Origin of the sequence: Enterobacter sp. EGD-HP1 (assembly GCF_000733275.2) — a bacterium.
Classification (GTDB): Bacteria; Pseudomonadota; Gammaproteobacteria; order Enterobacterales; family Enterobacteriaceae; genus Enterobacter.
Genome location: NZ_AVOP01000033.1, coordinates 24,554 through 46,242 on the forward strand (window position 1 = coordinate 24,554; position 21,689 = coordinate 46,242).

Sequence of the window (21,689 nt, forward strand, 5' to 3'; positions counted from 1 at the left end):
ACTCTCTTACAACCGAGAGAAATCATTGAAAAGTGCAAGCCCCATTAACAGCACCAGCAAAATCGAGCCAATGCGATAACTAAAGTCTTGAACTCGCTCGGATACCGGTCCGCCTTTTAGCTTTTCAATCGCTAAAAACAGCAGATGACCCCCGTCTAAAACGGGAAGCGGGAACAGGTTGATTATCCCAAGGTTCACGCTAATGAGCGCGAGGAACATGAGATAGTAAATCACCCCGAATTCCGCTGACATCCCAGCCCCCTGAGCAATCGAAATTGGCCCACTGAGGTTGTTCAGTTTCACATCACCGGTTATCAATTTCCCCAACATGTTGACCGTCAGCTTCATCAGTTGCCATGTTTTATCCGTGGCTTCAAGGATGGCGCTGAACGGCCCATACTGGCGTATTGTCTTGTACTCATCTGGCAGCGGGATCACTTTTGGCACAACGCCTGCAAACCCTTCTGCCTTTTTGCCGACCGACTTCGTATCCGGGATCAGCGTCAGCGAAAGCGGACTGCCTTGCCTTTCAACTTCCAGCGCGAGAGACGTTCCCGGATTATCGCGCACCAGAGTAACAAAGGTCATCCACTCTGTTAATGGTTGACCATCGACTTTAACGATCCTGTCGCCCGCTTGCAAACCCGCTTTGCTCGCCGCCGAATTTGCCTGTACTTCGGCCAATACCGGCTCGATCTGCGCGCCGCGTGGACGAATACCCAGCGCAGCGACGGGATCTTCTTTGTCTGGCTCGAAACGCCAGTGACGTAAATCGAGTACTTTGTCCTGACGCGTATCTGAACCAAACGGCGATACGCTGATGGTGGTCTGCGGATCGCCGATTTTGGCTACCAGCTGCAGTCGCACGGCATCCCAATCAGGGGTTTCGATGCCATCAATCGCTTTAAGTTCCATCCCGGATGTAATTTGCGCACTCGCCGCGATGGAGTTGGGGGCAATTTCTCCCACCACCGGACGCACGCCAGGGACGCCGATGATAAACACCAGCCAGTAAGCGAAAATCGCAAAGATGAAGTTGGCTACCGGTCCGGCAGCAATGATGGCGGCGCGTTGTCCAACGGTTTTATTGTTGAATGCGCTGTGTCGCAGCTCAGGAGCGACAGGCTCGACGCGTTCGTCGAGCATTTTGACGTAGCCGCCCAGCGGGATAAGGGCGATGACAAATTCCGTGCCGTGACGGTCGGTGCGCGTCCAGAGTGATTTACCAAAACCGATGGAAAACCGCTCCACGCGCACGCCACAGCGGCGAGCAACCCAGAAATGGCCAAATTCATGCACGGTAATCAGTACACCCAGTGCAACAATGAACGCCGCCAGATTCCAGAGAATGCTCAGCATAAAACCTTCCGTTAAATCGTCCCGAATACCAGTAAAAGCAAACACGCAAACACTGGAACAGCCGCTGTCAGGCTATCAATGCGATCCAGTATACCGCCATGCCCTGGAATCAGGTGTCCGCTGTCCTTAATCCCTGCTTCACGCTTAAACATACTTTCGGTTAAATCACCGAGCACGGAGGCAAGCGCAGCAAAAATTGAGCACACCAGCAGTATTGACGGTGCCACTTCAAGATTCGCCCAGACGCCGTAGCCCCAGGAGATGATCGCTGCCGTAAACAGGCCGCCGATGAATCCTTGCCAGGTTTTGCCCGGAGAAACCTTCGGTGCCAGCTTATGTTTGCCAAACAGTTTACCAAACATATAGGCCCCGGAGTCAGCCCCCCAGACCAGAATCATCACATAAAGCAGCCAGATCGCACCGCTGTAGTGGTTTTCGTCGTAGTGCCAGGCGCGCAGCGCAACCATACCCCAGAAAAAAGGAATAATTGTGAGCAAACCAAAAATCAGTCGCAGCACTTTTGAATTACGCCATAACGCCGCGGAACCTGGATAAAAAAGAACCAGCAACAGCGCGGCAACCCACCAGGCCAACGATATCCACAAGGAACCGGCAACCAGGGGCTGATGAATATCATGGTGATATTCAGGCAACGTAAACAGCATTATGGCCAGGATAAAGCCACAAAGTACCGCAAGCCATACTCGCTGAGTGCGCGAGGTAAAGCCGCTAAACTGTCCCCATTCCCACGCGGCGAGCATGCACACCACCAGCGTGACAATAGCGAATCCCACCGGGGGCAGTAAAAACAGCGCCGCAATGACAATGGGTATTAATACAAAAGCGGAAATCAGGCGATACTTCAGCAAAAGCTACCCCCATCAGGCTTTGTCGCCACCAGGCTCGGTGCCGCCGAAACGACGCTCTCGATTGGCAAAGGCATGCAGCGCACCTTCAAAGTCTTGTTCATCAAAATCGGGCCAAAGAACATCCGTAAAGTAAAGTTCGGCATAGGCAATTTGCCATATCAAAAAGTTACTTATGCGATGTTCCCCCCCTGTCCTAATTACCAAATCCACAGGTGCCTGTTCATTCATGCAGATTTGCTTGCTCAGCGCCTCTTCATCAATTTGGTCGGGTCTCAACAGCCCTTCCTGAACCTGTTCGGCCAGATGCCGAACGCCCTGGATAATATCCCAGCGTCCGCCGTAATTCGCCGCGATATTCAGCGTCAGACCGGTGTTATTTTCCGTCAGCGCTTCTGCTTTGCGAATCCGTTCCTGCAAACGTGAGTTAAAACGACTGGTATCGCCAATGATACGCAGGCGGACGTTGTGGCGGTGCAGGCTTTTTACTTCGCTGTCTAGCGCCCACACAAACAATTCCATCAACGCAGTCACTTCCTGCAGAGGCCGATTCCAGTTTTCACTGCTAAAAGCATAGAGCGTTAACGCATCAATGCCGTTGTTGGCGGCAAAAGAAACGGCGCGGCGAACGGATTTCGCCCCCGCTTTATGCCCAAAGGCTCGTATCTTCCCTTGTCTTTTCGCCCAGCGGCCATTGCCATCCATAATGATTGCTACATGACGGCAGCCATGAGCTGGCAAATTTTCGCTTATTGGTTGATTCGCAGACAACATAACGCGTTTTTTGTCCCTGAAAAGGATTTAACGGTACTCAGGAATACTGAAGCCTATACATAAAAAAGCCGTGTCAAACCACGGCTCACCTGACCACATTAAGTCAAATACCTGCGATCAGGTGGCGCAGACTATATCACTGAAGCCCAACGCTAACAAATAGCACGACGACTAGTGCTTGCTTTATCACCAGCTTGCGAGACGTGTCACCTGTTGGCGCGCAATATTACGCGCAGCTGCATCCACCGCCAGCACCTCTTCCACGCTCTGTGGTTCGCGCAAATCCATCATCTCCAGTACCGATAAATTTAACGACGCAATATCGGTAAAACGAATTTGCTGATTCAGAAATGCCTCAACGGTAATTTCATTGGCTGCATTAAGTGCCGTCGTCGCCGCCTGCCCCTGGTCAAAGGCATTCATCGCAAGCTTCAGACAAGGATAGCGCTCGTAGTCTGGTTCACTGAACGTCAGGGAACTTAGCTTGCAGAAATCAAGCGGCTTCACGCCGGATTTCACTCGATTTGGCCACGCCATTGAATGGGCAATCGGCGTACGCATGTCCGGCTCGCCCAGCTGTGCCAGCACGCTGCCATCCTGATAACGCACCATCGAGTGAATCACCGATTGCGGGTGAATCAGTACTTCCATCTGTTTCGCTGACGCATTAAACAGCCAGCGCGCTTCAATGTATTCCAGACCTTTGTTCATCATGGTGGCAGAATCAACGGAGATTTTACGCCCCATCGACCAGTTCGGATGACGGCACGCCTGATCCGGCGTCATGGCGCGCAGTTCAGACAGTGGTGTTTCACGGAACGGGCCACCAGACCCGGTAAGCAGAATAGACACTACGCCATTCTGCTCCAGATCAGCGTACCCCAGGTTCTGTTGAAAAGGTTGCGGTAAACTCTGAAAAATCGCGTTGTGCTCGCTGTCGACCGGCAAAAGGCGCGCGCCGCGCTGCTTCACCGCATCCATAAACAGGCGTCCGCAGGTGACCAGCGACTCTTTATTGGCCAGCAGGACATCCTTACCGGCGTCAATCGCGGCAAGCGTCGGCAATAATCCTGCCGCCCCGACGATGGCCGCCATCACCTGATCCACCTCATCCAGCGCCGCCATCTCGCAGGCCGCCTGCTGGCCACACAGCACCTCGGTTCGACTGCCCCTTTCACGCAGCTGTGCTTTCAGCAGACGCGCGCTCTCTTCGTCATCCATCACCGCATAGCGGGGCGCAAACTCCAGGCACTGCTCGACCATTCGCTGCACATTCTTTCCGGCCACCAGCGCTGTCACGGTGTAAAGTTCAGGATTATGGCGAACAACGTCGAGAGTGCTGCAACCGATAGAGCCGGTCGAGCCGAGGAGTGTTAAATGCTTCATGAGATGCCCGAAAAAAGTTAGACCAGATAAAAGCAAAACGCCGCCAGCAAGACCCGAAGTCCCTCTGAACGGCGTTTATCAGTGTACGACAGAAATCAGAACTGCATCAGTTCCGCTTCTTTATCTGCCAGCGCCGCATCAATTTTCTTGATGGCAGCGTCGGTCATTTTCTGAATGTCGTCCTGAGAACGACGATCGTCATCTTCACTGATCTCTTTTTCTTTCAGCAGCGCTTTTACTTTATCGTTCGCGTCGCGACGGACGTTACGCACGGATACACGACCCTGCTCAGCTTCGCCACGAACCACTTTGATCAGATCTTTACGACGCTCTTCCGTCAGTGGAGGCAGTGGAACGCGGATGTCAGCGCCCGCAGAGCTTGGGTTCAGTCCGAGGTCAGAGGCCATGATCGCTTTCTCAACGGCCGGGCTCATAGAACGATCGAACACGTTGATTTTCAGCGTACGGGTATCTTCTACCGTTACGCTCGCCAGCTGACGCAGAGGGGTTGGCGTACCGTAGTATTCTACGATGATGCCATCCAGCAGGCTTGGAGAAGCACGGCCAGTACGGATTTTGCTGATTTGGGTTTTGAACGCTTCTACGCATTTTTCCATGCGTACTTCAGCATCTTTTCTGATGTCGTTAATCACGTTACGAATCCTTGAAAACTTGTCTCAGGCAGACTATCCGCCAGCACAGCGCTACAGGTGTGCTAAGTATAGTCGCGTTTAATTCATGACAACGCCAAAGGCGCGTCCGGGTAAGATACCACTACAAAATAAAGCGGAATCTTACCTGTATTTATCGTCAACGGAAATTATTCCGTGATCAAAGTGCCTTCTTTTTCGCCCATGACCACGCGACGCAGTGCGCCAGGCTTGTTCATGTTGAAGACACGGATCGGCAGTTTGTGGTCGCGAGCCAGCGTGAAGGCGGCAAGATCCATCACTTTCAGCTCTTTATCCAGCACTTCACTGTAGCTCAGCTGATCGTACATGGTGGCAGAAGGATCTTTTGCCGGGTCGGCAGTAAACACGCCGTCTACTTTGGTCGCTTTCAGTACCACATCGGCTTCGATCTCGATACCGCGCAGGCAGGCAGCGGAATCGGTTGTAAAGAACGGGTTACCCGTACCGGCGGAGAGGATCACCACGCGGTTGTTGCGCAGCAGGCTGATGGCTTCTGCCCAGCTGTAGTTATCGCAAACGCCATTCAGGGGAATCGCGGACATCAGGCGGGCATTCACATAGGCGCGATGCAGTGCATCACGCATTGCCAGGCCATTCATGACGGTTGCCAGCATACCCATGTGGTCGCCCACAACGCGGTTCATCCCCGCTTTCGCCAGACCAGCACCACGGAAAAGGTTGCCACCGCCAATGACCACGCCAACCTGGATACCCAGTTCGACCAGTTCTTTGATTTCCTGTGCCATGCGATCAAGGATGCTTGCGTCAATACCGAAGCCTTCCGTTCCCTGCAGTGCTTCGCCACTCAGCTTAAGCAGAATGCGTTTGTACACGGGTTTTGCATTGGTAGCCATGTTTCTTTCCTGAGACTGTCAACGATTAAGATGGGGGTTAATTCTGGCGACATGATATGCCGCAAATCAGCACAGCGATACTGGAGCCTGTCTGATTTCCTGTGACGGGTGACAAAAAGAAGCCGCCCTCAGGCGGCTCCTTTTCAATCATTAAGACTGCTTGGACATTGCAGCAACTTCTGCTGCGAAGTCAGTCTCAACTTTCTCGATGCCTTCGCCCACTTCGAAGCGGATGAAGCCAGTTACGTCAGCGTTGTGCTCTTTCAGCAGCTGAGCAACAGACTTGCTTGGGTCCATTACGAATGGCTGGCCAGTCAGAGAAACTTCGCCGGTGAATTTCTTCATGCGGCCTTCAACCATTTTCTCTGCGATTTCTTTTGGCTTACCAGACTGCATCGCGATGTCCAGCTGTACCTGGTACTCTTTCTCTACCACTTCAGCAGACACGTCTTCTGGCTTAACGAATTCTGGTTTGCTTGCAGCGATGTGCATAGCCAGCTGTTTAACCAGCTCTTCGTCAGCGCCTTTAGCCGCAACCAGAACACCGATACGTGCGCCGTGCTGGTAAGAACCCAGTACTTCGCCTTCCAGAGAAGAAACGCGACGAATGTTGATGTTCTCACCGATTTTAGCAACCAGCGCAACACGCTCTTCTTCGAACTGTGCTTTCAGAACTTCAACGTCAGTGATTTTACCCGCAACAGCTGCGTCCAGAACTTTGTTAGCAAATGCCTGGAAACCGCCATCTTTAGCAACGAAGTCAGTCTGGCAGTTAACTTCCAGAATGATGCCGTAGTTGCCGTCGATTTTAGTGATGATCACGCCGTCAGCAGCAACGTTGCCTGCTTTTTTAGCTGCTTTGATCGCACCGGATTTACGCATGTTTTCGATTGCCAGCTCGATGTCGCCGTTCGCTTCAGTCAGCGCTTTTTTGCAATCCATCATGCCTGCGCCAGTACGCTCGCGCAGCTCTTTTACCAGGGATGCGGTAATTTCAGCCATTCTTAAATCCTCGGGAGATGTGAACTGCCCGGCCGGGGGCCAAACAGTGTAAATTGAAAAAAGGGGCCGGTAATGGGCCCCTATTCATACACGGTACTAATAAGGGGTAAAACCTTATTATTCAGCTTCTACGAAGCTTTCTTCCGCCTGAGAAGCCAGATCCTGGGAACGGCCTTCACGAACGGTAGCAGCTACAGCGCTCAGGTACAGGCTAACAGCACGGATTGCGTCGTCGTTACCCGGGATAACGAAGTCAACACCGTCCGGATCGGAGTTGGTATCAACGATAGCGAATACCGGGATACCCAGGTTGTTAGCTTCTTTGATAGCGATGTGCTCGTGGTCTGCATCGATTACGAACAGCGCGTCTGGCAGGCCGCCCATATCTTTGATACCGCCCAGGCTGTTTTCCAGCTTGTCCAGTTCACGAGTGCGCATCAGCGCTTCTTTCTTAGTCAGCTTGTCGAAAGTACCGTCCTGAGACTGGGTTTCCAGATCTTTCAGGCGTTTGATGGACTGACGAACAGTTTTCCAGTTGGTCAGCATGCCGCCCAACCAGCGATGGTTCACGAAGAACTGGTCGCAGCTGTTAGCAGCATCTTTCACAGCTTCGCTTGCAGCGCGCTTAGTACCAACGAACAGAATCTTACCTTTACGGGAAGAGATCTTGTTCAGCTCAGCCAGGGCTTCGTTGAACATTGGTACAGTTTTCTCAAGGTTGATGATGTGAACTTTGTTACGCGCGCCGAAGATGAAAGGCTTCATTTTCGGGTTCCAGTAACGGGTCTGGTGACCGAAGTGAACACCAGCCTTGAGCATGTCGCGCATGGAAACAGTTGCCATGTTTAAAACCTCTATATTGAAAGTTGGGGTTATGCCTCCACGTATCCCATATTACCGACCCCGAAGGGCACCCCGGAATATGTGCCGATACGTGTGTGTTGTTACACAAAGTGAGATTTGTCGCTTCCGTCCAGCCTGTGTATCTGAGATGGATCGGAAGTCCGGCGCGCTTTATACCACAAAACACGACCAGAAACCAACAGTTGTTGGCGGAGTGTGCTGTTAATGATTCTCAATTTGGCACGGAGCGTGCCTGACTGATACCATTGACGACACTTAGACTAGTATTGTCGAAAAAATCGACACCGATGGACAGATTACATGGCTATCTCTATTAAGACACCTGAAGAAATTGAAAAGATGCGCGTCGCCGGTCGTCTGGCCGCGGAAGTGCTGGAAATGATTGAGCCGTTCGTGAAGCCGGGCGTTAGCACCGGTGAACTTGACCGTATCTGTAACGACTATATCGTGAACGAGCAGCACGCGGTTTCCGCCTGCCTCGGCTACCACGGTTTCCCGAAATCCGTCTGCATCTCTATTAATGAAGTGGTGTGTCACGGCATCCCGGACGACGAAAAACTGCTGAAAGATGGCGACATCGTCAACATCGACGTGACCGTCATTAAAGACGAGTACCACGGTGACACCTCAAAAATGTTCATCGTTGGCAAGCCGACGATTCTTGGCGAGCGTCTGTGCAAAGTGACGCAAGAGAGTCTCTATCTGGCGCTGAAAATGGTTAAACCGGGTATTCGCCTGCGTACCATCGGTGCAGCAATCCAGAAATTTGTGGAAGCAGAAGGTTTCTCCGTGGTGCGCGAGTACTGCGGCCACGGCATTGGTCGCGTCTTCCATGAAGAGCCGCAGGTCCTGCACTATGATGCCGATGACGGCGGCGTGGTGCTGCAAAAAGGCATGACCTTTACCATTGAGCCGATGGTCAACGCAGGTGATTACCGCATCCGCACCATGAAAGACGGCTGGACGGTGAAAACCAAAGACAGAAGCTTGTCTGCGCAGTACGAGCATACTATTGTGGTAACAGACAACGGCTGCGAAATTATGACGTTGCGCAAGGATGACACCATCCCGGCGATACTGACGCACGATGAATGATAAAAAAGCCGGCGAATGCCGGCTTTTTTAATGGCTATAGCTTTTTCTTATGGGTGGCGCACGATGAGTAATCTTTTACCCGAACAGTATGCTAACACAGCACTTCCCACCCTTCCCGACCAGCCCGATAACCCGGGCGTCTGGCCGTCGCACGAGCTGACCTGCGCGCATATTAAAGCCCATATGGATGTCTTCCATCGCTGGCTGGGCAGCGCGTTCGACGCGGGCGTATCGGCCGAGCAGCTCATTGAAGCGCGCACCGAATTTATCGACCAGTTGCTGCAGCGTCTGTGGATTGATTACGGGTTTGGGCAAGTCAGCGATGTTGCGCTGGTTGCCGTCGGGGGCTATGGCCGCGGTGAGCTGCATCCGCTTTCCGATATCGATCTGCTGATCTTAAGCCGCAAAAAGCTGCCGGACGAACAGGCGCAAAAAATTGGCGAACTGCTGACGCTGCTCTGGGACGTGAAGCTGGAGGTCGGCCACAGCGTGCGCACCCTGGAAGAGTGCCTGCTGGAAGGGTTATCGGACCTGACCGTTGCCACTAACCTGATTGAAACCCGCCTGCTGATTGGCGACGTCGCCCTGTTCCTGGAGCTGCAAAAGCACATCTTCAGCGACGGCTTCTGGCCGTCAGAAAAGTTCTTCGCCGCGAAGGTCGAGGAGCAAAACCAGCGCCACCAGCGCTACCACGGCACCAGCTATAATCTTGAGCCCGATATTAAAAGCAGCCCCGGCGGCCTGCGCGACATCCATACCCTGCAGTGGGTCGCCCGCCGCCATTTTGGCGCCACCTCGATGGACGAGATGGTCGGCTTCGGCTTCTTAACCGAGGCAGAGCGTAACGAGCTGAACGAGTGCCTGCACCTGCTGTGGCGCATCCGGTTTGCCCTGCATCTGGAAGTCACCCGCTATGACAACCGCCTGCTGTTTGATCGCCAGCTCAGCGTGGCGCAGCGCCTGAATTATCAGGGCGAAGGCAACGAGCCGGTTGAGCACATGATGAAGGATTTCTTCCGCGTCACCCGCCGGGTGACCGAGCTGAACCAGATGCTGCTGCAGCTGTTCGACGAGGCCATTCTGGCCCTGACGGCGGACGAGAAACCGCGCCCGATTGATGATGAGTTCCAGCTGCGCGGGACGCTTATCGATCTGCGCGACGAAACGCTATTCATCCGCGAGCCGGAAGCGATTCTGCGGATGTTCTATACCATGGTGCGCAACAGCACCATCACCGGGATCTACTCCACCACCCTGCGTCATCTGCGCCATGCGCGCCGTCATCTGACGCAGCCGCTGTGCTATATCCCGGAAGCGCGCTCGCTGTTCCTGAGCATGCTCCGCCACCCGGGCGCCGTCAGCCGCGGGCTGCTGCCGATGCACCGCCACAGCGTGCTGTGGGCCTATATGCCACAGTGGTCCCACATTGTCGGGCAAATGCAGTTCGATCTGTTCCATGCCTACACGGTGGATGAACACACGATCCGCGTGATGCTCAAGCTGGAAAGCTTTGCGAAAGAAGAGACGCGCTCCCGCCACCCGCTGTGCGTGGAGCTGTGGCCGCGCCTGACCCATCCGGAACTGATCCTGATTGCCGCTCTGTTCCACGATATCGCCAAAGGTCGCGGCGGTGACCATTCGGTGCTTGGCGCGCAGGACGTGCTGAAATTTGCCGAGCTGCACGGCCTGAACTCGCGTGAAACGCAGCTGGTGGCCTGGCTGGTACGCCATCACCTGCTGATGTCGGTCACCGCGCAGCGTCGTGACATTCAGGATCCTGAAGTGATCAAGCAGTTCGCGGAAGTGGTTCAGACGGAAAACCGTCTGCGCTATCTGGTTTGCCTGACGGTGGCCGATATCTGCGCCACCAACGAGACCCTGTGGAACAGCTGGAAGCAGAGCCTGCTGCGCGAGCTGTACTTCGCCACTGAAAAACAGCTGCGTCGTGGGATGCAAAACACCCCGGACATGCGCGAGCGCGTGCGTCATCACCAGCTCCAGGCGCTGGCGCTGCTGCGGATGGACAACATTGATGAAGAGGCACTGCATCAGATTTGGGCCCGCTGCCGTGCCAACTATTTTGTCCGCCATAGCCCAAACCAGCTTGCGTGGCACGCGCGGCACCTGCTGAAGCACGATCTGTCCCAGCCGATGATCCTCCTGAGCCCGCAGGCTACCCGCGGCGGGACGGAGATTTTCATCTGGAGCCCGGACCGACCTTATCTGTTTGCTGCGGTCTGCGCCGAGCTGGACAGGCGTAACCTGAGCGTTCACGACGCGCAGATTTTCACCACCCGCGACGGCATGGCGATGGACACCTTTATCGTGCTTGAGCCGGACGGCAGCCCGCTCTCGTCGGACAGGCATGAAGGGATACGTTTTGGTCTGGAACAGGCGATTACCCAGCGCAGCTGGCAGCCCCCGCAGCCGCGCCGCCAGCCGGCGAAATTGCGCCACTTTACCGTCGATACCGAGGTCAATTTCCTGCCGACCCACACCGACCGTAAATCGTTCCTGGAGCTGATCGCGCTCGACCAGCCGGGGCTGCTCGCCCGCGTCGGCCAGGTTTTTGCCGATCTGGGAATTTCGCTCCATGGGGCCCGAATTACAACGATTGGCGAGCGAGTAGAAGATTTATTTATAATCGCGACAGCGGACCGGCGTGCCCTTAATAATGACCTGCAGCTTGAAGTGCAACAACGGTTGACAGCAGCCCTCAATCCAAACGATAAAGGGTGATATGTTTTTTAGTGAAATGGAAAGAGTAAACAATGCAGCAGTTACAGAACGTTATTGAGTCCGCTTTTGAGCGTCGCGCCGAGATTACCCCGGCAAATGTGGATACCGTGACCCGTGAAGCGGTAAACCAGGTGATTTCCCTTCTGGATTCCGGCGCGCTGCGCGTGGCAGAAAAAATCGACGGTCAGTGGGTCACTCATCAATGGCTGAAGAAAGCCGTGCTGCTCTCTTTCCGTATCAACGATAACCAGGTTATCGACGGAGCTGAAAGCCGCTACTTCGATAAAGTCCCTATGAAATTCGCTGACTACGACGAAGCGCGTTTCCAGAAAGAAGGGTTCCGCGTGGTACCGCCTGCGGCAGTACGTCAGGGCGCATTCATCGCACGCAACACCGTGCTGATGCCATCCTACGTGAACATCGGTGCCTACGTTGACGAAGGCACCATGGTTGACACCTGGGCGACTGTCGGTTCATGCGCGCAGATCGGTAAAAACGTTCACCTGTCCGGCGGCGTGGGCATCGGTGGCGTTCTGGAGCCACTGCAGGCTAACCCGACCATCATCGAAGACAACTGCTTCATCGGCGCGCGCTCTGAAGTAGTCGAAGGCGTGATCGTGGAAGAAGGCTCCGTGATCTCCATGGGCGTTTACATCGGTCAGAGCACCCGTATTTACGATCGTGAAACCGGCGAAGTTCACTACGGTCGCGTACCGGCGGGTTCCGTGGTGGTTTCCGGCAACCTGCCGTCAAAAGATGGCAAATACAGCCTGTACTGTGCGGTTATCGTGAAGAAAGTGGATGCGAAAACGCGCGGTAAAGTGGGCATCAACGAATTGCTGCGCACCATCGATTAATCGGGTATAACAAAAAGCGGGGGCAACCCCGCTTTTTTTATATCTGAGGGTGGCGAAAATAGATTTTTTCGTTAATTATTCAAAGGTTATGTTGAGATCAAGGGTACCGCTATGTACGATAATCTGAAAAGTCTGGGCATTACCAATCCTGATGAAATTGATCGTTACAGCCTCCGTCAGGAAGCCAATAACGATATTCTGAAAATCTATTTTCACAAGGACAAAGGAGAGTTTTTCGCCAAAAGCGTGAAGTTTAAATATCCGCGCCAGCGTAAGACCGTTGTTGCTGACGGTGTAGGACAGGGATACAAAGAAGTACAGGAAATCAGCCCTAACCTGCGCTATGTGATCGATGAACTCGATCAGATCTGCCAGCGCGACCGCACCGAAGTCGATCTTAAACGTAAGATCCTTGACGATCTGCGTCACCTTGAAAGCGTTGTAACGAATAAGATCAGCGAGATTGAAGCGGATCTTGAGAAATTAACTCGCAACAAATAAGTTGGGTGCGGCCTGATGCCCTCACCCCGGCCCTCTCCCCATGGGAGAGGGAGAAAACCATCATGTAGGCCGGGTAAGGCGAAGCCGCCACCCGGCAAACAACATCATCGCTGCTCATCCAGCTGCAGCGCCACATACAGCAGCAGCCTGTCGTCAAAGTTTCCCAGGTCCAGCCCCGTCAGCTCCGAAATCCGGTTTAACCGATACTCCAGCGTATTGCGGTGAATAAACAGCGCCTTTGAGGTCGCCAGCGGCTGCACGTTATGGCGGAACCACGCCTGCAGCGTCCGGCGCAGCAGGCCGTTGTTATCCATGGCTTTCAGACGCGCTAATGGCCGCGCCAGCTCATTGGCCTGCCAGCCCCCGCGCAGGCTGTCGAGCAGCACCGGCAGCATCAGATCCTGATAGAAATAGCTGCGGCTCTCCGGCATGCGCTGCTTGCCCACCATCATGGTGGTGCGCGCGGTACGCCAGGAGCGAGCGATACTGCCCGGCCCGGTAAAGTAGTTGCCCAGCGCAACGCGAAAACGCAGCTGACCATTCTCCTTCATCCGGGAAATCAGCAGCTCCACGCGACGACGATGATCTTCCGCATCCCAGCGGCCGAACGCGTTAAGCGCCGGTTTGAGCACCACCATTTCCGTCAGAGAAACGATCGCCACCAGGTTGTCGCGCTCCGGCGTCGCCAGCGCGTTTTGCAGCTGCTGCAGTTCGGCCATCGCGCTGTCTACGCCAAGCTGGCCGCTATCGACCTCAATGACCGCCACCACGCGCGGCTGGTTCAGATCGATCCCCAGACGCTGCGCCCATTCGCTGAGCGCAGGCGTATGATCTTCCGCCTGAATAAGGTTCATCACCAGCTCTTCACGCAGGCGGCTGTCCTGGGCAAGCAGGTGCATCAGGCGCGACTGCTCCAGCATCATCTCTGCCGTCATACAGACCAGCTCACCGTATTTTCGCAGTGACTCGGGCTCGCCGGTCAGGCCGATTACCCCCACAATTTCGCCTTCAAGGCGCAGCGGTAAATTGATGCCCTGACGTACGCCGTGCAGGTGTTTCGCTACCGCATCGTCGATATCCACGACCCGCCCCTGGGAGAGCACCAGCAGCGCACCTTCGTGCAATTCCCCAATACGCTCGCGATCGCCGCTGCCAATAATGCGCCCGCGGGCATCCATTACGTTGATATTGGTATCAATGATGCGCATAGTGCGCGCCACGATATCCTGCGCCATTTTGGTATCAAGATGCCAGCCAGCCATAGAATCCTCCCGTGAGCAGAGCTCAAGCATAGGGAAGTTCAGCGACGGCTGCATTGTGCGAATGCACAAAGAGAGAGGGAGAAGTATGGAGTTGTGGCAAGAATCACAGAAACGAGAAAGCCCCTGCGAACAGGGGCTTCAGAGGATTACTGCATCAGCAGATAAAGCGAAGTATCACCACGCTGGATATTCAGCGCCAGCACGGAAGGCTTGCTGTCGAGGATCTTGCGCAGTTCAGCGATGTTTTTCACTGGTTGCTGGTTAGCGCCCATAATCACATCGCCTTTTTTCAGGCCGATACGGGCTGCCGGTGAATTCGCTTTCACGTTGTTCACCACCACGCCTTTGTCTGCGCCTTTATTGCTCATCTCGGCACCTTCAATACCGCTGAAGATGGTGCTGGAATCCACCTGATTCTGGCTGCTCTGCTGCAGTTCCAGGCTCACGTTAACCGGCTTACCGTCGCGCAGCAGGCCGAGGGTCACTTTGCTGCCAATCGGCATTGAGCCCACTTCGGCACGCAGGGCGGCAAAGCTGCTGATCGGCTTACCGTTCAGGGAGGTGATCACATCACCCGCTTTAATGCCCGCTTTCGCCGCAGAGGAATTTGGCATCACCTGGCTGACGAATGCCCCGCGCTGGGCGTCAACTTTCATCGCCTTCGCCAGTTCGGAGTTCAGCTCAGTCCCGAGGATACCCAGCTCGCCGCGTTTCACCTGGCCATACTGCACCATCTGCGAGGTCAGGTTTTTCACCATGTTACTTGGGATAGCAAAGCCGATCCCGATGTTGCCGCCGTCCGGTGCCAGGATCGCGGTGTTGATACCGATCAGCTCACCGTTCAGGTTCACCAGCGCACCGCCGGAGTTACCGCGGTTGATCGCCGCATCCGTCTGGATGAAGTTTTCATAGTTCTCGGCATTGAGGCCGCTACGGCCCAGCGCAGAGACGATACCCGAGGTCACGGTTTCACCCAGACCGAATGGGTTACCGATCGCCACGGTATAGTCGCCCACGCGCAGCGCGTCGGAGTCGGCAATTTTAATCGCCGTCAGGTTTTTCGGATCCTGAATTTGAATCAGCGCGATGTCGGAGCGCGGGTCTTTACCCACCACTTTGGCGTCGAACTTGCGGCCATCGCTCAGCTGAACCTTAATGCTGTTAGCGTTATCAACCACGTGGTTGTTGGTGACGACGTAGCCTTTCGCGGCATCAATAATCACCCCCGAGCCAAGCGCCATGAATTTCTGCTGCTGGCCGCCGCCCTGGCTGTCATCCCCGGCACCGCCGCCCTGACAGAACGGTGAACTCTGGAATGGCGAACCGTCCTGGCAGAACGGTGAGTTATCACCGAAGAACTGCTGGAAGTTACGCGGCATACGCGGCGTATTGACGGTCGTGCTGCCCTCAACGTTAATACTCACCACCGATGGCATCACTTTTTCGAGCATCGGTGCCAGGCTTGGCATCTGCTGCGCGGTTGCTGCCGACGACGCGGTCTCGGCTGCAGTAGCAGTCAGAGGAGACAGCGCTAAACCTAAACTCAGAGCCAGTGCACTCATTGCTAATGTGGTTTTTTTCATGTTTCTCAATCTCGATTTACAGGTAACGCAAAATTGCTGTGTAACTCAGATTCGTTTTATACCGCTTAGTTCCGGTGATAAGTTTATGGAAAAGGTAAAAATTTATTGGCCGTCTTTACAAAACTCAGGGATTATTCCACCGCCATCAGCTTGCGGTATTCATCCCAGGCATACAAATCCGTCATGCCGCTGATATAGTCCTGGATAAGACGGCAGCGATAATAATATTCCATCACCGGCCATTGGGAAGCGTGGCGATCCAGCTTGCCAATCGCTTCGACATACGCCAGACGATGCCGGGTAGAGAGTTTCTGATAAAGCCGCGATTCGATAGGTATTCGGCGCACGCGCTCATGTTCCACCAGCTCGCTGAACTCGTCGAACGACAGCTGGAGCAACGGGGAATAAATTTCCAGTAACCCACTGATTACCCGATAGCCCTGCAGTTCCAGCTGCTCAACATCCGGATGGCTAAATACATGCCGCATCGCCACCTGTTTATAAAGCTCAAGGAGTTGACTGAAACTGCTGTCATCTTCCAGCAGCGCGTGGTTGAATTCCCCGCTGAAGATCAGCGGTAAATTATCAATAAAGCGCGACGCCGCATACGGCACCAGTTTATTTAATGTATTGACCCGCAAATACATAAAGAATTGGTCTTCCGTACTGCGGCTTAACGTATTTGAGCGCGATTTTTCCCAGGCATTTTCGACAACCTGCGCAAACAGCGAGCCTTTTTCATGAGTCCCCCAGGCCGCATAAAGATGCTGATAAAGCTCCTCGACGCTGAAGATTCTTTTCTCAACGGCATCCTCCAGATCGGCTACGCAATAGGAAATATCATCGGCGGCTTCCATAATCCAGGTCAATGGGAAGCGGCCGTTTGGCGTCAATGAAAGTTCTTTACGTAACCGTTCAATATAGGCCTCTTCAGAAAGGTAATAGCCCGGTTTTTTCATTAAATAGCTGTGGGACGCAGGCGTATCCCCCATCCACCACGCGGGGCGCGTATATTTCAGAATGCAGCCGACCTGTGCCCAGGTCAGGTTCATGCGCATCAGGGAATGGACCAGCCGGATCCCCTGCGCGTTGCCTTCGAAGTGACACAAATCCTGGCGCACTTTGCGGCGCAGGTCGTTCAGCCGCTCTTCACCTTCACGCAGGCGTAAATCGCGTACGATGCAGCGGTCATCGCTGAGGGGCTGGCTTACCGCATCCGAAGGATAAAGCCGCTGCTTAAACCAGTCATTGATAGCCGCCTCACCAAAGTGACCGAAAGGCGGGTTGCCGATGTCATGCATCAGGCAGGCCATCTCAACGATGCTCTCGAAGGGCCCCGTCAGTTCGTCCAGACCGTAGGTTTCCAGTAAACGCTGCTCTTTGAGACGGCTTAAAATCTCTTTGGCAATATAGCGCCCGACCTGCTGCACTTCCATTGAGTGGGTTAAGCGGGTGCGCACCGCGGCGTTACGCTCCAGCGGGAATACCTGGGTCTTTTGCTGCAGACGGCGAATGGCGGGCGAGTTAATAATCCTCCCGCGATCGCTCTCGAAGATACGCAGGATCTCATGCTCGCTCTTGTCGCCCTGCGGCGAACGGAAACGTCGGTGCCAGTTAATTTTGGTGCGAAAATCGATTGGTGCCATGTGCTCCCCCGCGTGAGAATGCGTTTCCCCTTAACCGCATGATAGACTATGCATCTTAACAAGGCACATCGCGAGTAAATCTATGAAAATCGGCATTATTGGTGCAATGGAAGAAGAAGTTACGCTGCTGCGTGACAAAATTGAGAACCGTCAGACACTCTCTCTGGGTGGTTGTGAGATCTACACCGGCCAGCTGAACGGCGTTGACGTGGCTCTGCTGAAATCAGGCATCGGTAAAGTAGCTGCTGCGCTGGGTGCAACCCTGCTGCTCGAGCGCTGCAAGCCGGACGTGATCGTGAATACCGGCTCTGCGGGCGGCCTGGCGCCGACGCTGAAAGTGGGTGATATCGTTGTCTCCGACGAAGCGCGTTACCACGATGCCGACGTCACCGCGTTCGGTTACGAGTACGGTCAGCTTCCGGGCTGCCCTGCGGGTTTTAAAGCTGACGACAAACTGATTGCGGCGGCAGAGGCCTGCATCGCAGAACTCAACCTCAACGCGGTACGCGGTCTGATTGTCAGCGGTGATGCCTTCATCAACGGCTCCGTTGGGCTGGCGAAAATCCGTCATAACTTCCCTCAGGCGGTTGCCGTTGAGATGGAAGCGACCGCGATCGCTCATGTTTGCCATAACTTCAGCGTACCGTTCGTGGTGGTTCGCGCCATCTCTGACGTGGCAGACCAGCAGTCCCACATCAGCTTCGACGAGTTCCTGACCGTTGCGGCAAAACAGTCCACCGTGATGGTGGAACGCCTGGTGCAGAATCTGGCACGTGGCTAAACATACCGTCAGGGCGCTGGCCGCCCTGCTTCTTCTCGCTCCGCTGTGGCTCTATGCTGTGCCGCGTGTGATTACGCTCTCTCCCGCGAATACGGAACTGGCATTTGCCGCCGGGATCACCCCGGTTGGCGTGAGTAGCTATTCGGATTACCCACCACAAGCCGCGGATATTGAACAGGTGGTAACCTGGCAGGGGATGAACGTTGAGCGCATCGTGGCGCTTAAACCCGATCTCGTGCTGGCCTGGCGAGGCGGCAACGCCGAGCGGCAGGTCAACCAGCTCACCTCGCTTGGCATAAAAGTGATGTGGATTGATGCCGTCAGCATTGAGCAGGTCGCTCAGTCGCTGCGCGCCCTGGCACCCTATAGCCCTACCCCCAAAAAAGCCGAGGCTGTGGCGAAGCAAATGCTAAGCGACTATGCCGCGCTGAAATCCCGGTACGATACCCCAGTTAAAAAGCGCATCTTCCTGCAGTTTGGCAGCCAGCCGCTGTTCACCACCGGAAAAGGGTCGATTCAGAACCAGGTGCTGGAGGTCTGCGGCGGGGAAAATATCTTTGCTGCCAGCCGGGTACCGTGGCCTCAGGTGAGCCGTGAGCAGGTTCTGGCGCGCCAGCCGCAGGCCATCGTCGTGGTCGGAAATGCGAGCGAAATTCCCAAAATTGAGCAATTCTGGCAAAAGCAGCTAAAAATACCGGTAATACCCCTCAACAGCGACTGGTTTGAACGCGCCAGCCCGCGTATTATCCTCGCCGCAAAACAGCTCTGTGCCGCGCTGGCAGAGAGTCACTAACATAAGACCCTTTTCGAGGATTTAACGATGCTCGTTTATTGGCTGGATATTCTTGGCACAGCCGTTTTTGCTATCTCCGGCGTCCTGCTCGCCGGAAAACTGCGCATGGATCCGTTTGGCGTGCTGGTACTGGGCGTCGTGACCGCCGTCGGCGGCGGGACTATCCGTGATATGGCGCTGGCAAATGGCCCGGTGTTTTGGGTCAAAGATCCTACCGATCTGGTGGTGGCGATGGTCACCTGCCTGTTGACCATCGTACTGGTTCGCCAGCCCCGCAGATTACCCAAATGGATATTGCCGGTACTGGATGCCGTCGGTCTGGCCGTGTTTGTCGGTATTGGCGTCAATAAGGCGTTTAATGCGGGTACCGGTCCGATGGTGGCAATCTGTATGGGCGTATTAACCGGCGTAGGCGGTGGGATCATTCGCGATATTCTGGCGCGTGAAGTGCCGATGATCCTGCGTACTGAAATTTACGCAACGGCCTGCATTGTGGGCGGGATTGTTCACGCGACCGCGTACTACACCTTTGCCCTACCGCTGGAAAATGCCGCGATGCTGGGGATGGTCGTGACGCTGGTGATACGTTTAGCGGCGATACGCTGGCACCTGAAGCTGCCGACGTTTGCGCTGGATGAGAATGGCAGGTAAATGCAAAACGGTAACCATCAGGTTACCGTTTTTAGCGTTTTGCCGGGGTGAGGGCATCAGCCCGCACCCTCTTAAATACTGAACGACGAACCACACCCGCAGGTGCTTGTCGCATTTGGGTTGGTGACCACAAAGCGCGAACCTTCCAGACCTTCGGTGTAATCAACCGAACCACCCACCAGATACTGCAGGCTCATCGGGTCAACCACCAGCGCGACGCCCTGTTTCTCGATAGTCATATCGCCATCGTTAACCTGATCGTCAAAGGTAAAACCATACTGGAAGCCGCTGCAGCCGCCACCGGTAATATAGACACGCAGTTTCAGATCCGGATTGTCTTCGTCGGCAATCAGGACTTTCACTTTGTTGGCTGCTGCTTCGGTAAATTCGAGCGGTACAGCTACTACGTCATCACTCATCTTATGCTCCCATGAATACTGCCATTGGGTAAAATTCACCCAATTCTTTGTGTCATTATCTAATACCCTGGTAATTCATTCAAGTATTCTGCGCGGCGGCCCGCTCCGCCTCTTGTTTTGCCAGGGTACGCGCAAGGATGGTGGAGTATAGCGGTTTTCCACCCAAGAACTGGGCTAATAGTGTCGCCCCGAGACAGGTAATGATCATTGGCAAAATGAGCTGGTAATTGTCCGTCATCTCCAGCACCAGCACGATCCCGGTCAACGGCGCACGCAGTGACGCGGCCAGCAGCGCCCCCATTCCGGCGACGGCAAAGGTCCCGGCGTCAAGATGATAGGCGGGAAACCCCACTTCAGCCGCCATACCAAACGCGGTGCCCAGCAATGTCCCCAGCGCCAGCATTGGGGCGAAAATCCCGCCGGGTGCGCCGGACGAGAAGCACAGCACCGTCGTGATGACTCTAGAAATAAACATAAACAGCAGCAGACCCACGCTGAAATTCCCCGCCGCCGCTATGGGAATCAGCCCGAACCCGCCACCTGCGGCATTCGGCTCAATAAACCCGAGTACGCCACACATGCCGCCCAGCAGCCCCCCCATCAGCACCCATTTCGTGGTGTTCCCGCCGTGAATGCGCTGGAACATATCCTGAGTTCGCAGGATAAAGGTGTTAAACAGCGGCCCCACCACGCCAAAAATCATCCCGAGGATCAGGTAAAGCCACAGGGTGTTGACCGGCGCGTTGGTCAGTTTACCCACCTCTATGACCGCGCCCTCGCCATTAAAGAGGCGAAACACGATGCTCGACATAATAACGCCGGTAAACACCGCTTTAATCGAGATCAGGTTGTAGCGAAACTGCGCGCGCATCTCTTCGATTATGAACAAAATGCCCGCCAGCGGCGCGTTAAATGCGGCGGAAAGCCCCGCCGCCGCGCCGGTTGCCAGCAGCGTATGGCGTGCTTCGGCGCTTCGCATCCGAAACAGATCGCCCACCATGCGGCCGACGTTTCCCCCCAGCTGTACCGTAGGCCCTTCCCGGCCAAGCACCATGCCCGCGCCCAGGGTACCCATGCCGCCGATAAATTTAACCGGAATCACCCGCCACCAGCGCACCGGACGCAGCTCCTCCAGCGCACCTTCAATTTCCGGGATGCCCGAGCCCCCCGCCTCCGGCGCGAATTTACGCACCAGAAAATACCCCACCATCGCAAACAGCGCAGACAGCCCGAATGCCCAAACCCAAACCAGCCATTCGCTATCGGCGAAACCGGCCACGGTGCCCACTCGCCAGTTGAGTACGGCATTAACCGCTTTTTCAAACGCCACGCCAACCAGACCCGCGAGAGTCCCCACCACGGCAGCGGCCAGCAGGATCGCCAGCGGCGTTTTATCGCGATTGAGCAGCCGCCGGATACTGATTCGGTGCTGGGCGCGCGTAAACTGTTGTTCTTCAAAAGACGGAGAATCTGATTTCATGTTCTGTTCTTATTCGTCATACAAAAACCGCAAGGATTTTACCAGAGACTGCCCTACCGTCTCCTGAAAATTACTTTACAAATCT

At 54.8% G+C, this 21,689-nt stretch carries 20 protein-coding genes; 7 read left to right on the forward strand and 13 right to left on the reverse strand.

Going from position 1 to position 21,689, the window contains the following annotated elements; translation table 11 throughout:
• Nucleotides 1–6: 6 nt before the first annotated feature.
• The 8 genes from rseP to rpsB all read right to left on the reverse strand — a co-directional run bounded on the left by rseP (nucleotide 7) and on the right by rpsB (nucleotide 7,776).
• On the reverse strand, nucleotides 7–1,359 hold the full coding sequence (rseP, locus tag N037_RS17400; RefSeq protein WP_023310458.1) for a sigma E protease regulator RseP: 1,353 nt from the start codon (nucleotides 1,357–1,359) through the stop codon (nucleotides 7–9).
• An 11-nt stretch (nucleotides 1,360–1,370) separates the two neighbouring features.
• Entirely contained in the window at nucleotides 1,371–2,228 is an 858-nt protein-coding gene (cdsA, locus tag N037_RS17405) for a phosphatidate cytidylyltransferase (RefSeq protein ID WP_023310457.1), read from the reverse strand.
• A 12-nt stretch (nucleotides 2,229–2,240) separates the two neighbouring features.
• Nucleotides 2,241–2,999: a (2E,6E)-farnesyl-diphosphate-specific ditrans,polycis-undecaprenyl-diphosphate synthase gene (gene ispU, locus N037_RS17410; protein ID WP_024907522.1), complete on the reverse strand. Its 759-nt coding sequence runs from the start codon at nucleotides 2,997–2,999 to the stop codon at nucleotides 2,241–2,243.
• 186 nt (nucleotides 3,000–3,185) lie between these two features.
• Nucleotides 3,186–4,385, reverse strand: coding sequence for a 1-deoxy-D-xylulose-5-phosphate reductoisomerase (gene ispC, locus N037_RS17415; RefSeq protein WP_023334574.1), 1,200 nt, complete (start codon nucleotides 4,383–4,385; stop codon nucleotides 3,186–3,188).
• A gap of 95 nt (nucleotides 4,386–4,480) precedes the next feature.
• Nucleotides 4,481–5,038 (reverse strand): ribosome recycling factor, encoded by a 558-nt coding sequence (gene frr, locus N037_RS17420; RefSeq protein WP_023334573.1) that lies wholly within the window; start codon nucleotides 5,036–5,038, stop codon nucleotides 4,481–4,483.
• Nucleotides 5,039–5,205: 167 nt separating this feature from the next.
• Nucleotides 5,206–5,931, reverse strand: coding sequence for a UMP kinase (gene pyrH, locus N037_RS17425; RefSeq protein WP_006173609.1), 726 nt, complete (start codon nucleotides 5,929–5,931; stop codon nucleotides 5,206–5,208).
• Between the two features lie 150 nt (nucleotides 5,932–6,081).
• On the reverse strand, nucleotides 6,082–6,933 hold the full coding sequence (tsf, locus tag N037_RS17430; protein ID WP_023334572.1) for a translation elongation factor Ts: 852 nt from the start codon (nucleotides 6,931–6,933) through the stop codon (nucleotides 6,082–6,084).
• A gap of 117 nt (nucleotides 6,934–7,050) precedes the next feature.
• On the reverse strand, nucleotides 7,051–7,776 hold the full coding sequence (rpsB, locus tag N037_RS17435; protein WP_003856207.1) for a 30S ribosomal protein S2: 726 nt from the start codon (nucleotides 7,774–7,776) through the stop codon (nucleotides 7,051–7,053).
• A 321-nt stretch (nucleotides 7,777–8,097) separates the two neighbouring features.
• Between rpsB and map the strand changes: the two genes are divergently transcribed.
• The 4 genes from map to N037_RS17455 all read left to right on the forward strand — a co-directional run bounded on the left by map (nucleotide 8,098) and on the right by N037_RS17455 (nucleotide 12,989).
• On the forward strand, nucleotides 8,098–8,892 hold the full coding sequence (gene map / locus N037_RS17440; RefSeq protein WP_023310454.1) for a type I methionyl aminopeptidase: 795 nt from the start codon (nucleotides 8,098–8,100) through the stop codon (nucleotides 8,890–8,892).
• 63 nt (nucleotides 8,893–8,955) lie between these two features.
• Entirely contained in the window at nucleotides 8,956–11,631 is a 2,676-nt protein-coding gene (gene glnD, locus N037_RS17445) for a bifunctional uridylyltransferase/uridylyl-removing protein GlnD (RefSeq protein ID WP_023334571.1), read from the forward strand.
• A gap of 32 nt (nucleotides 11,632–11,663) precedes the next feature.
• A complete protein-coding gene (dapD, locus tag N037_RS17450) occupies nucleotides 11,664–12,488 on the forward strand; it encodes a 2,3,4,5-tetrahydropyridine-2,6-dicarboxylate N-succinyltransferase (RefSeq protein ID WP_008501915.1) in 825 nt (274 codons plus the stop codon).
• A 111-nt stretch (nucleotides 12,489–12,599) separates the two neighbouring features.
• Nucleotides 12,600–12,989, forward strand: coding sequence for a DUF3461 family protein (locus N037_RS17455; protein WP_008501916.1), 390 nt, complete (start codon nucleotides 12,600–12,602; stop codon nucleotides 12,987–12,989).
• A gap of 104 nt (nucleotides 12,990–13,093) precedes the next feature.
• Here the strand turns inward: N037_RS17455 and cdaR are convergent, their stop codons facing one another.
• The 3 genes from cdaR to dgt form a co-directional block, all read right to left on the reverse strand.
• Nucleotides 13,094–14,251, reverse strand: coding sequence for a DNA-binding transcriptional regulator CdaR (cdaR, locus tag N037_RS17460; RefSeq protein ID WP_032642484.1), 1,158 nt, complete (start codon nucleotides 14,249–14,251; stop codon nucleotides 13,094–13,096).
• Nucleotides 14,252–14,397: 146 nt separating this feature from the next.
• Nucleotides 14,398–15,834 carry a serine endoprotease DegP gene (degP, locus tag N037_RS17465; protein ID WP_023334569.1) on the reverse strand — a complete coding sequence of 479 codons (1,437 nt, stop codon included), beginning with the start codon at nucleotides 15,832–15,834 and terminating at the stop codon, nucleotides 14,398–14,400.
• 131 nt (nucleotides 15,835–15,965) lie between these two features.
• Nucleotides 15,966–17,480 (reverse strand): dGTPase, encoded by a 1,515-nt coding sequence (dgt, locus tag N037_RS17470; RefSeq protein ID WP_032642486.1) that lies wholly within the window; start codon nucleotides 17,478–17,480, stop codon nucleotides 15,966–15,968.
• Between the two features lie 82 nt (nucleotides 17,481–17,562).
• Between dgt and mtnN the strand changes: the two genes are divergently transcribed.
• Genes mtnN through N037_RS17485 form a run of 3 tightly spaced genes read left to right on the forward strand, consistent with a single transcriptional unit; the run spans nucleotide 17,563 to nucleotide 19,705 of the window.
• Nucleotides 17,563–18,261, forward strand: a complete 699-nt coding sequence (gene mtnN / locus N037_RS17475; RefSeq protein WP_032642488.1) for a 5'-methylthioadenosine/S-adenosylhomocysteine nucleosidase — start codon at nucleotides 17,563–17,565, stop codon at nucleotides 18,259–18,261.
• Nucleotides 18,254–19,054 (forward strand): vitamin B12 ABC transporter substrate-binding protein BtuF, encoded by an 801-nt coding sequence (btuF, locus tag N037_RS17480; RefSeq protein WP_032642490.1) that lies wholly within the window; start codon nucleotides 18,254–18,256, stop codon nucleotides 19,052–19,054. Before mtnN ends, btuF begins: the two co-directional genes overlap by 8 nt.
• Before the next feature lie 27 nt (nucleotides 19,055–19,081).
• Nucleotides 19,082–19,705, forward strand: a complete 624-nt coding sequence (locus N037_RS17485) for a TRIC cation channel family protein (protein WP_023334566.1) — start codon at nucleotides 19,082–19,084, stop codon at nucleotides 19,703–19,705.
• Nucleotides 19,706–19,776: 71 nt separating this feature from the next.
• Here N037_RS17485 and erpA read toward each other — a convergent pair whose 3' ends face one another.
• Nucleotides 19,777–20,124, reverse strand: coding sequence for an iron-sulfur cluster insertion protein ErpA (gene erpA / locus N037_RS17490; protein ID WP_023310446.1), 348 nt, complete (start codon nucleotides 20,122–20,124; stop codon nucleotides 19,777–19,779).
• A 79-nt stretch (nucleotides 20,125–20,203) separates the two neighbouring features.
• Nucleotides 20,204–21,604: a H(+)/Cl(-) exchange transporter ClcA gene (gene clcA, locus N037_RS17495; RefSeq protein WP_023334565.1), complete on the reverse strand. Its 1,401-nt coding sequence runs from the start codon at nucleotides 21,602–21,604 to the stop codon at nucleotides 20,204–20,206.
• Between the last annotated feature and the right edge of the window lie 85 nt (nucleotides 21,605–21,689).

Excerpts from the sequence above, each read along its gene's own strand:
- rseP (WP_023310458.1), bottom strand. The coding sequence starts at position 1,359 with ATGCTGAGCATTCTCTGGAATCTGGCGGCGTTCATTGTTGCACTGGGT.
- ispU (WP_024907522.1), bottom strand. The coding sequence starts at position 2,999 with ATGTTGTCTGCGAATCAACCAATAAGCGAAAATTTGCCAGCTCATGGC.
- ispC (WP_023334574.1), bottom strand. The coding sequence starts at position 4,385 with ATGAAGCATTTAACACTCCTCGGCTCGACCGGCTCTATCGGTTGCAGC.
- pyrH (WP_006173609.1), bottom strand. The coding sequence starts at position 5,931 with ATGGCTACCAATGCAAAACCCGTGTACAAACGCATTCTGCTTAAGCTG.
- tsf (WP_023334572.1), bottom strand. The coding sequence starts at position 6,933 with ATGGCTGAAATTACCGCATCCCTGGTAAAAGAGCTGCGCGAGCGTACT.
- rpsB (WP_003856207.1), bottom strand. The coding sequence starts at position 7,776 with ATGGCAACTGTTTCCATGCGCGACATGCTCAAGGCTGGTGTTCACTTC.
- map (WP_023310454.1), top strand. The coding sequence starts at position 8,098 with ATGGCTATCTCTATTAAGACACCTGAAGAAATTGAAAAGATGCGCGTC.
- glnD (WP_023334571.1), top strand. The coding sequence starts at position 8,956 with ATGAGTAATCTTTTACCCGAACAGTATGCTAACACAGCACTTCCCACC.
- dapD (WP_008501915.1), top strand. The coding sequence starts at position 11,664 with ATGCAGCAGTTACAGAACGTTATTGAGTCCGCTTTTGAGCGTCGCGCC.
- N037_RS17455 (WP_008501916.1), top strand. The coding sequence starts at position 12,600 with ATGTACGATAATCTGAAAAGTCTGGGCATTACCAATCCTGATGAAATT.
- cdaR (WP_032642484.1), bottom strand. The coding sequence starts at position 14,251 with ATGGCTGGCTGGCATCTTGATACCAAAATGGCGCAGGATATCGTGGCG.
- degP (WP_023334569.1), bottom strand. The coding sequence starts at position 15,834 with ATGAAAAAAACCACATTAGCAATGAGTGCACTGGCTCTGAGTTTAGGT.
- dgt (WP_032642486.1), bottom strand. The coding sequence starts at position 17,480 with ATGGCACCAATCGATTTTCGCACCAAAATTAACTGGCACCGACGTTTC.
- mtnN (WP_032642488.1), top strand. The coding sequence starts at position 17,563 with ATGAAAATCGGCATTATTGGTGCAATGGAAGAAGAAGTTACGCTGCTG.
- N037_RS17485 (WP_023334566.1), top strand. The coding sequence starts at position 19,082 with ATGCTCGTTTATTGGCTGGATATTCTTGGCACAGCCGTTTTTGCTATC.
- erpA (WP_023310446.1), bottom strand. The coding sequence starts at position 20,124 with ATGAGTGATGACGTAGTAGCTGTACCGCTCGAATTTACCGAAGCAGCA.
- clcA (WP_023334565.1), bottom strand. The coding sequence starts at position 21,604 with ATGAAATCAGATTCTCCGTCTTTTGAAGAACAACAGTTTACGCGCGCC.